Origin of the sequence: Enterobacter sp. C6 (assembly GCF_008122455.1) — a bacterium.
GTDB lineage: Bacteria > Pseudomonadota > Gammaproteobacteria > Enterobacterales > Enterobacteriaceae > Enterobacter > Enterobacter pseudoroggenkampii.
In genome coordinates this window covers 1-9023 of the sequence record NZ_QPFW01000129.1, presented here as the reverse complement: position 1 = coordinate 9023, position 9023 = coordinate 1, and the positions used below count along the sequence as shown (strand labels likewise).

The 9023-nt window shown below is 57.3% G+C and carries 9 protein-coding genes and 1 riboswitch; of the genes, 6 read left to right on the top strand and 3 right to left on the bottom strand.

Features of this window, described 5'->3' with window-relative positions; genetic code table 11:
• Nucleotides 1-925: glutamate mutase L (locus DOU50_RS02305; protein ID WP_148768694.1), on the bottom strand; the 925-nt coding region annotated here is incomplete at its 3' end.
• A complete protein-coding gene (gene glmS, locus DOU50_RS02300; RefSeq protein WP_024907732.1) occupies nucleotides 925-1374 on the bottom strand; it encodes a methylaspartate mutase subunit S in 450 nt (149 codons plus the stop codon). The genes glmS and DOU50_RS02305, both read right to left, overlap by 1 nt.
• A 518-nt stretch (nucleotides 1375-1892) precedes the next feature.
• On the opposite strand from glmS, the gene cobA reads away from it, so the two are divergent.
• Genes cobA through DOU50_RS02285 form a run of 3 tightly spaced genes read left to right on the top strand, consistent with a single transcriptional unit; the run spans nucleotide 1893 to nucleotide 4424 of the window.
• Nucleotides 1893-2663 (top strand): uroporphyrinogen-III C-methyltransferase, encoded by a 771-nt coding sequence (gene cobA, locus DOU50_RS02295; RefSeq protein ID WP_148768693.1) that lies wholly within the window; start codon nucleotides 1893-1895, stop codon nucleotides 2661-2663.
• 38 nt (nucleotides 2664-2701) lie between these two features.
• Nucleotides 2702-3772, top strand: coding sequence for a threonine-phosphate decarboxylase CobD (gene cobD / locus DOU50_RS02290; RefSeq protein WP_148768692.1), 1071 nt, complete (start codon nucleotides 2702-2704; stop codon nucleotides 3770-3772).
• Between the two features lie 4 nt (nucleotides 3773-3776).
• The gene (locus DOU50_RS02285; protein WP_148768691.1) at nucleotides 3777-4424 is read left to right on the top strand and encodes a precorrin-2 dehydrogenase/sirohydrochlorin ferrochelatase family protein; all 648 of its coding nucleotides are present in this window, start codon (nucleotides 3777-3779) and stop codon (nucleotides 4422-4424) included.
• On the opposite strand, the gene DOU50_RS02280 is transcribed toward DOU50_RS02285, so the two are convergent.
• Complete coding sequence (locus DOU50_RS02280; protein ID WP_148768690.1) at nucleotides 4416-5282, bottom strand: L-threonine kinase; 867 nt, start codon at nucleotides 5280-5282, stop codon at nucleotides 4416-4418. The genes DOU50_RS02285 and DOU50_RS02280 overlap by 9 nt on opposite strands.
• Before the next feature lie 453 nt (nucleotides 5283-5735).
• A riboswitch (cobalamin riboswitch) is annotated at nucleotides 5736-5912 on the top strand.
• A 99-nt stretch (nucleotides 5913-6011) separates the two neighbouring features.
• Here DOU50_RS02280 and DOU50_RS02275 point away from each other — a divergent pair.
• Genes DOU50_RS02275 through DOU50_RS02265 form a run of 3 tightly spaced genes read left to right on the top strand, consistent with a single transcriptional unit; the run spans nucleotide 6012 to nucleotide 8992 of the window.
• Entirely contained in the window at nucleotides 6012-7391 is a 1380-nt protein-coding gene (locus DOU50_RS02275; protein ID WP_148768689.1) for a cobyrinate a,c-diamide synthase, read from the top strand.
• A complete protein-coding gene (cbiB, locus tag DOU50_RS02270; RefSeq protein ID WP_148768688.1) occupies nucleotides 7388-8347 on the top strand; it encodes an adenosylcobinamide-phosphate synthase CbiB in 960 nt (319 codons plus the stop codon). Before DOU50_RS02275 ends, cbiB begins: the two co-directional genes overlap by 4 nt.
• A gap of 12 nt (nucleotides 8348-8359) precedes the next feature.
• Nucleotides 8360-8992, top strand: a complete 633-nt coding sequence (locus DOU50_RS02265; protein WP_024907725.1) for a cobalt-precorrin-8 methylmutase — start codon at nucleotides 8360-8362, stop codon at nucleotides 8990-8992.
• Nucleotides 8993-9023 lie beyond the last annotated feature (31 nt).

The window sequence follows — 9023 nt, the reverse complement described above, 5'->3', positions numbered from 1 at the left end:
GTTCCTGCGTACTTTCGCCAACCACCACCGCCGAGACGCGCATGCCGAGGTCGCCCTCTACGGTGCGTTTCACAAACGGCTCAGGCACGCCGTGCAGGACGGTATCCGGGGAGAGCATGTTAGCGCTGGCGGAATAGACGTCGGTGGTGGCTCCGCCCATGTCGATCAGCATGAATTCTTTCCACGCGCTGTCGACATCACTGATCGCTTTCACCAGCTCGTAGACGGTCCACGGCGTAGGCATCGGCTCTTCGCCGGTTTCCCCGACGATAACGTCCAGCCCTTTCCCCTTCACGATGCGGGAGAGAAAGACATCGCAGATAGCCTTGCGGGCGGCATACGGATTCGGGTGATCGAGGTCAGGCAAAACGTTGTCGACCACGATCAGATCTTTGTGGCCAAGAATGGCCTGCACGTCGTCCTGAATATCGCGATTTCCGGCGTAAATAATGGCGCAGTCCAGCGTTGACGCTGCCAGCGCGCGGGCATTGGCCAGTCCGTAGCTCTCTTCGCCGCCGTCCGTACCGCCCGTGAACAGCAGAATGTCCGGCGGGGAGTCCTCCAGCGCCTGGATATCGTGACGGTTCAGTTTGTACGAGTAGTACTGGGCGATTTTGGCACCCGCTGAATGGGCGGTGACTTTGGCTGATTCCAGGGTTATTGACGGCACCAGACCCATTGCGGCAACGGCGAGCCCGCCTTTTGCCGACGACGAGTATTTCAGCGTAACGTCCCCGCTGTTCAGCAACGGTCGCGCATCGGCAACGTTTAGCACCTGGTTCAGGCTGGTAAAGAAACCCTCCGCCAGATGGTGGGTCGTCGTCGGGGTCAGAACGTGGTTGACCAACGTTAGCGCATCACCCTCCGGCGTGAAGAGTGCGGCTTTGGTCCACGTCGAGCCAATGTCGACTGAGACGATTTGCATCAGAAGCCCTCTTCAAGACAGAGCTCTTCAACGCGCTGACGCTGTTGTATATCGTTCGCCATCAGCTGACAGACGTCCTCCAGGTCGTGGCTCGGAGCGAACACGCGGTTGAAACCCATCTCTTTGAATTTGGCTTCGACATCTGCGAAATCGTGCTTACCCACGACCAGGTTACCGCCAACAAAAAGCAGAATGTCGCCGATACCGCGTTCGATGCAGCGCTCGCGCAGCCCCAGGCAGTCGATGTCGCCATGGCCGTAGATGGATGAAACGACAATAGCATCAGCACCCGTTTCGATGGCCGCATCAATATATTCATCCTGGCTCACCATCACACCAAGATTGATGACGTGAAAATCATGGGAAGTAAAAACACGATCCAGAACTTTATTGCCTACCGCATGGCAGTCAGCACCAATGACGCCAATAACAAGTGTTGATTTCTTCATGGGTAATCCTCTGTAGGGCTGATAGTGAAAATAAAATGGGTATTAAAAACGATTAATGTACATTGGGTCTGTTGATGGTGTTGGAGTGTGTTTTGAAGACGAAAGGGATGCAATTGATCTATTTTCAAAAAATCCTTCCAAAAATGATGATGGTAATGATGTTGCATTGAAAAATGATTTATATCAGTTACTTGTGTGCGCTTTATTTTAGGGTTGATATTTATCTGTAAACGTCGCTGACAAAACCATTTTAATATTTGTGATCGCGCGCCTGTTTTATTGCTGAAGGCGATTTATATGTTTTTTTAAGCATGATGACCAAAGCAATAATGTCGTAATGGCAGAGGGAAGGCGGTATTCACTGTTTTATTGATATTGGTCATAAACGCCATTCGTAAAATTAAGAAAGAGTGATAAATACATCAAATTTTTGACGTGTGGAGGGGATGTATAATTCAGCACTAATTTTAATTACCCGCTTTCTTGCGTCTTTAAATATTTAATCTGAGGATATAACGATGAGTAAAGGGAAGGTTTGGCTTGTAGGGGCAGGGCCTGGCGATGCGTCTTTGATTACGGTAAAAGGTTTGCACTGTATCCGCCATGCGGAGGTGATTGTTCACGATCGCCTGGTAAACCCTGAACTTCTGGCTCAGGCTCCGGCAGGCTGTCTGATTATTGATGTCGGTAAAACCCCAAGCCATCATCCGGTGCCTCAGGAACAAATCAATGCCCTGCTGGTCAAGCATGCCGGGGAAGGGCGGCAGGTGGTGCGCCTGAAAGGCGGGGACCCCTACGTTTTTGGCCGCGGGGGCGAAGAGGCCGAGCAGCTGGCGAAAGACGGCCTGACGTTCGAAATTGTGCCGGGGATCAGTTCCGCAATTGGCGGACTGGCCTATGCCGGGATCCCGGTCACGCACCGTCATTACGCCTCCAGCTTTCATATTGTGACCGGTCATATGTGCCAGGGGAACGACCCGCAAAACTGGCATGCCCTGGCGCAAATCAACGGAACGCTGATCGTTCTGATGGGAATGACGCGGCTGACGGAAATCTGCCAGCAGCTCATCGAGGGAGGCATGTCCGCTGAAACGCCGGTAGCGGTGGTGATGTATGCCAGCCAGTCTCGTCAGCAGATCGCCAAAGGTACGCTGACCGATATCCACCTCGAGGTTGAACGTCAAAAACTGCATGCTCCGGCGCTTATCGTCATCGGTGAGGTGGTCAGCCTGCAGGAGATACTGGCGTTTACCGCATCACATATCGCGCTGAATCAGATTGTTGTCTGATGTTATCCTGACATTTTCGAAATGGGCGAGTGAAACGAATGAGTGAGCATGGTGGTAACGTTCTGGAAGCGGGGCTGCAGTTGGGGATCGATCCCGAGCTGCTGGTGGACTTTAGCGCGAACATCAATCCGTTAGGGCTGCCCGATCGCGTCAGGTCGCTCATTGTGTCCCATCTGGATATCATCATGCAGTACCCGGACGTTGAATACCGCCATCTTCATCAGGCGCTGGCCATCGCCAGCCGGTGTGACTATGACCAGACGATCGCCGGGAATGGCGAAACGGAGCTGATCTATGGCCTGGTGCGAACGCTTGCCCCTCGCCGGGCGATGCTGCTGGTACCGGGCTTTGCCGAATATCGTCGGGCATTACAGCAGCAGGGTTGCGAGATAATTGACTATGCGCTGAGTGAGCAGAACGGGTTCCAGGTGGATGTTTCCATACTGGACGCCGTTCGCGCGCGCAGGCCCGATTGCCTGTTCATCGCGACGCCAAACAACCCTACCGGACTTATGCCTGATGCCGGTCTTCTCGACCGGCTGGCCTCGCTGTGCGAATCGCTGCAGATTGCGCTGATTGTGGATGAGGCGTTCATCGATTTTCTGCCGCAGGGCTCCACGCTGGCGCCGCGGCTGGCGGAGTCACGCTATCTTTACCTGCTGCGATCCCTGACCAAGTTTTTTGCTATTCCCGGGCTGCGCCTTGGGTATTTGCTGAGCGGCAATACGCAAACCATTCACCAGCTGAAACGCACCCGTGAGCCCTGGTCCGTGAATGCCTTCTCGGCGCTTGTGGGACAACATTTGCTGTCGGATGAGGACTATATTGCTCGCAGCCACGCCTTTATCGCCCGGGAGCGGGATTTCCTGTGGCAGGCGATGGCGAGCTTTTCATCGCTGGCGGTCTGGAAGCCGCAGGCCAACTTTATTTTCTTCCGCTGTCTGCGTCCGGGTTTCGACCTGAAGGCGGCGCTGCTCGGCCATCACATCCTTATCCGCCACTGCGAAAACTATCCAGGGCTCGATCGCGACTACTACCGGATTGCCGTGCGTACCGAGGCGGAGAACCGCCGGTTTATTGACGCGCTGACTCACGTTTTACAAGGCTAAGGCGATGGACTATTTCCCGATTTTTTGCAACCTGAAGGGGAAACGCTGCCTGATCGTCGGTGGCGGGCAGGTGGCGACGCATAAGGCGAAGGGGCTGCTGGCCGCCGGGGCGATGCTGCATCTGGTTGCGCCCACCCTGACGCCGGAACTCGCCAGCCTGCACGCGAGCGGTGACATCGAGTGGTTTCCGGCGACGTTTTCGTCGCAGTATCTGCAGTCGTGCTGGCTGGTCATTGCCGCGACCAGCGATCCGCAGGTGAACCGTCAGGTCGCCGCAGCCGCCAGCGCGGAGCGTATCTTTTGCAATGTCACGGACGATCCTTCGACTGCCACCTTTATCTCACCGGCCATAATCGACCATTCGCCGGTCATTATTGCGCTGAGCTGCGGGGGCAACGCGCCGGTGTACAGCAAGATCCTCAAAGCGCATGTCGCCGCCCACCTTCCTCCGGGCATGCGGGAAAGCGTGCGGCTGGCGGGGACGCTGCGTGAACGGATTAATCGCGCATGCGGTGACCGGGAGCGCAAGCGTGCATTTTGGGCCGCGTTCTTCCGGCATGCTCCGCTGCAGCAGGCTTTAGCGCAGGAGCACGAGCAAGAGGTCAGGCAGCAGGTCGAGTGGCTCATTCAGTACAGGCTGCTGTCAGAGTAGCGTCACGCCGCCTTTTACCATCCGCAGCAGGTGTTGTTCAGGCCAGTGGCGGGTGAGCTGTTTTTTTACCAGCAGCCATTTCACATAATCGACATCGTCTTTATTTCTGTCCAGCATCAGACCCACGACGCTACCGCTGTGCGCCACGTTCACCCCGTAAATATCGCACTCCTCCACCAGTGAGAGCAGTGCGTCAAAATCCGGTTTAGGCAACAGCGTCTGGCTGGCGATGGCGCTGAGGGTGGCCGCTTCGCCCATCCGATAAGGGTTTTGCGTTATGCAGGACTCCTGGACTTTTCCCCACGCGCGTTCCAGCGCTGGCGCACCGGCCAGTAGCCCCGCCTGACGCGGGATGCGGTGGTAATCTGCCGTACGCAGCGTTTGCGGACTTTCCAGAACGAGCAGGTCGAGAGCGGGCTGGGCGTGGCAGGCGATCTGCGTGGAAGCGTCGTTATGGTCGAAAAGGGTCAACTGGCGAAACACGGTGCTGTCGGTGGGTTCGAGCGAAACACAAAGCGTTGCCAGCGTGCTTTCGTCGAGCTGACGTCCCAGATGGTGGGCGGTGGCGACGGCGGTGGCGGCGATATCCGCGGTGCTGCTGGCCATCCCTTTGGCAACCGGGATGGTCGAGTGCACGTCAATGCGGATATCCTGGCTTAGCTGCGCCGGATAATGCCAGTGCTGCAACAATCGCTCGACCATCGCGCGCGACAGCGGGCGTTCATCCGCCACGGGTGAGCCGTGGCTCACCTCAACGGTGCTGTACCATTCGACAGGGCAGGAGACCAGCTTCTCACTGCCCAAAATCCAGCCCTGGATAAGCTCACCGCACGACGCGGGGCATTGCGCAACAGCCACGTTTCCACCTTACTGGTCAGAAATTTCTGGAGCATAGTGTCATGAGGATATTCCTCTTACCTTGATATACCGCAAATTCCGACCTGGATAGTCTCCATATTATTTTGCGATCCTGCTGAACGCGTAATGCATCAATGAAATCACACTGACTTACGTTGGGCAGCAATATTATGTTTTTGCCGGGCTTTAATATCCTGATGAATTTTGATCACAATAAAATGAAAAAATATCAAGTAGTGCAATAACTTGTCATAGAACAATAAATATTGAGATTTTAAGCGTGATTATCTTTGCTTTTTATTTTTTGTGATAAAACGTTGAGTTATTGAGAAAGGCGTCAATTATTCTGGCGCCACGTTTTACTCAGCATGGTTTTCATTTGCGGTTAAGTAATTGCCTAAGGTGAATTGAAACGCCGTAAATAGCATTGCTGTTTTGAGAACGAACTCTTTCTCATAATGTAAGCCGACAGGTTTTGCCACATTTGTGGCAGGGAAGGGGGTGACAATCCCCCGCAGCCCCCGCTGCTGTGATGCTGACGACCCCGTAATGACCACTGATCGCGAGATTGGGAAGGACGGGCGAGGAGGACGCTAAGCCAGAAGACCTGCCTGTCGGGAACGTTCAACAACTTCGGTGGGAAGTGGGTTGTACTGATGCATCATACAGTCGAAAGACTGGGACGACGTGTATCTATACCTCCCAACCACCCTGGACAGGATCGGGGTCATGGCGGCAAAGCAGTACGCGTTTGTTCTGGCAGGTACCGGAAGCGGTTGTGGTAAAACCACGGTGACGCTTGGCCTGTTGAGTCTGTTAAAACAGCGTGGATTACGCGTCCAGCCGTATAAAGTGGGCCCTGACTATCTTGATACCGGCTGGCATACCAAAGTCAGCGGCACCTCCTCCCGCAACCTCGACAGCTTCATGCTTCCTGAGCCAATACTCAACGCGCTGTTTTGCGAGCATATGCAGCAGGCGGATATCGCGGTCATTGAAGGCGTGATGGGGCTGTATGACGGCTATGGCACCGATCCGAACTATTGCAGCACCGCCGCGATGGCAAAACAGCTGGGCTGTCCGGTGGTTCTGCTGGTGGACGGCAAGGCGGTTTCTACGTCGATTGCCGCGACCGTAATGGGCTTTCAGCGGTTCGATCCTACCCTCAGTATTGCCGGGGTGATTGTCAATCGCGTCAACAGCGAATCACATTTTCAGCTGCTCAAAACGGCCATTGAGCACTACTGCACGCTACCCGTTCTGGGCTATGTGCCGCACGTTGAGGGCGTCGGGTTGCCCGAACGCCATCTTGGGTTGGTCACCGCCCGGGAGTCGACCGCGGACCCGCAGACCTGGCAAAATTTTGCCGCCATTCTCGAACGTACGCTGGATATCGAACAACTTCTCGCGCTCAGCCAGATGGCGTCGCTGCCGCAGGGCGCCTGGCCCGTGCGCCCTGACGGAGACGCCGGGCGCGGGTTAACGCTCGCGATGGCCGATGACGAGGCCTTCAACTTCTATTACCCGGATAACATCACGCTGCTTGAACGTTCCGGGGTCGACATTATCCGCTTTAGCCCGCTGCGCGATAGCCGCTTACCTGACTGCCAGATGGTCTGGCTCGGGGGCGGTTACCCGGAGCTGCATGCGGCACGGCTTGCGGAAAACACCGCGATGCTCGCCAGCCTGCGGGAGGCGCATCGTCGCGGGGTGGCGATCTACGCCGAGTGCGGTGGGCTGATGTACCTCGGCAGCACGCTGGAAGATAGCGAGGGGGTCACCCACCGGATGGCCAATATTATCCCCGGCCACAGCAGGATGGGTAAACGGCTGACCCGTTTTGGCTATTGTGAGGCGCAGGCGCGCCAGCCCACGCTGCTGGCCGATAGCGGGGAGGTGCTGCGTGGGCATGAGTTTCACTATTCCGACTTCTCCCCCCAAACCCCTGCGGTACTGGCGTGCCGCAAAGTGCGTGATGGCGTGACGATGCAGGAATGGGCGGGGGGCTGGCAGGTTGGCAACACGTTCGCAAGCTACCTGCACCTCCACTTTGCCCAACGCCCCACGATGCTCAGCCGCTGGCTGACGGCGGCGAGGGGGGCGCTATGACCCTGATGGCATGGTGCGTCGCGTGGCTGCTCGATGTCATCATCGGCGACCCGCAACACTGGCCGCATCCGGTGCGCTGGATAGGCAACCTGATCAATGCGGTGCAGCGGGGTGTTCGCCGCTGCTGCCATAGCGACGCGGCGTTACGCATTGGCGGCGGCGTCATGTGGCTGGCCGTCGTGGGGCTGACCTGGGGCATAGCCTGGGGCGTGCTGGCGTTCGGACGGTGGGTGCATCCCTGGCTGGGCTGGGCGATTGAGGTGTGGATGATATTTACCGTGCTGGCCGGGCGCAGTCTGGCAAACGCCGCGCGGGACGTTGAACGCCCGCTGCGGGCAGGCGACCTTGATGAAAGCCGCGAAAAGCTCTCCTGGATAGTGGGGCGCGATACCTCTCAGCTTCAGCCGGAACAGATCAACCGGGCGGTGGTGGAGACCGTCGCGGAGAACACGGTCGACGGCGTTATCGCCCCGCTGTTCTTCCTCCTGCTGGGCGGCGCGCCGCTGGCGATGGCCTATAAGGCGGTGAATACCCTCGATTCAATGGTGGGCTACAAGCATGAAAAATACCGCGCGATCGGCATGGTCAGCGCCCGTATGGATGACGTGGCGAACGCTATCCCCGCGCGCCTGAGCTGGCTCTTACTGAGCGTTGCGGCGTGGCTATGCCGCGAGGATCCCTCCCGCGCGCTGCGCGTCGGCTGGCGCGACCGCTACAACCACAGCAGCCCCAACTGCGCGTGGGCTGAAGCAACGGTTGCCGGTGCGCTGGGCATCCGGCTTGGCGGACCCAACACCTATTTTGGCCAGCGCGTGGAAAAGCCGTGGATCGGCGACGCGCTGCGCCCGATTGCGGTAGACGACATTTCCCGAACGATTCGACTGATGTGGGTTTCCTCCACCCTGGCGCTGGCGCTGTTTATCGCAGCACGCTGGCTGATGGCTGGCGCGGCCTGAGGACAAAAGACAATGCAATACATCCAGCAACCCCAGGCGATTGAAGCCAAAAGTTTCGACATCATTGGCGAAATCATTCGCGAAACGCGGCCGGAGTACCGGTTCGCCAGCCCGCTGCATGAGGCGATCGTCAAGCGGGTGATCCATACCACCGCAGATTTTGACTGGCTGGATATTCTCTGGTTTTCAGATGACGCGCTGGAGCAGCTTTGCGCGGCGCTCCGTCGCCCGTCCGTTATCTATACCGATACCACGATGGCGCTCTCCGGGATCAACAAAACGCTGCTGTCCACATTCGGGGGCGAATGCCGCTGCTATATCAGCGACCCGCGGGTGGTGGCGCAGGCAAAGGCCCAGGGAATCACCCGCTCGATGGCGGCCGTGGATATCGCGGTGACGGAAGAGAGCGAGAAGATCTTTGTCTTTGGCAATGCGCCCACGGCGCTGTTTCGCCTGCTTGAGCATGATGTTGCCGTCAGCGGCGTGGTGGGCGTCCCGGTGGGGTTTGTGGGGGCGGCGGAATCGAAAGAGGCGCTGACGCACAGCCATCTGCCCGCGATTGCGGCACTCGGGCGCAAAGGCGGCAGCAATGTGGCGGCGGCGATTGTGAACGCCATGCTCTATTACCTGCAGGGGGCGCGATGAGCGATTCCACCTTCGATGCCCCGGTATGGCA

Coding starts and splice junctions, on each gene's coding strand:
- glmS (WP_024907732.1), bottom strand. CDS start 1,374: ATGAAGAAATCAACACTTGTTATTGGCGTCATTGGTGCTGACTGCCAT.
- DOU50_RS02275 (WP_148768689.1), top strand. CDS start 6,012: ATGGCGGCAAAGCAGTACGCGTTTGTTCTGGCAGGTACCGGAAGCGGT.
- DOU50_RS02265 (WP_024907725.1), top strand. CDS start 8,360: ATGCAATACATCCAGCAACCCCAGGCGATTGAAGCCAAAAGTTTCGAC.
- cbiB (WP_148768688.1), top strand. CDS start 7,388: ATGACCCTGATGGCATGGTGCGTCGCGTGGCTGCTCGATGTCATCATC.
- cobD (WP_148768692.1), top strand. CDS start 2,702: ATGAGTGAGCATGGTGGTAACGTTCTGGAAGCGGGGCTGCAGTTGGGG.
- DOU50_RS02285 (WP_148768691.1), top strand. CDS start 3,777: ATGGACTATTTCCCGATTTTTTGCAACCTGAAGGGGAAACGCTGCCTG.
- cobA (WP_148768693.1), top strand. CDS start 1,893: ATGAGTAAAGGGAAGGTTTGGCTTGTAGGGGCAGGGCCTGGCGATGCG.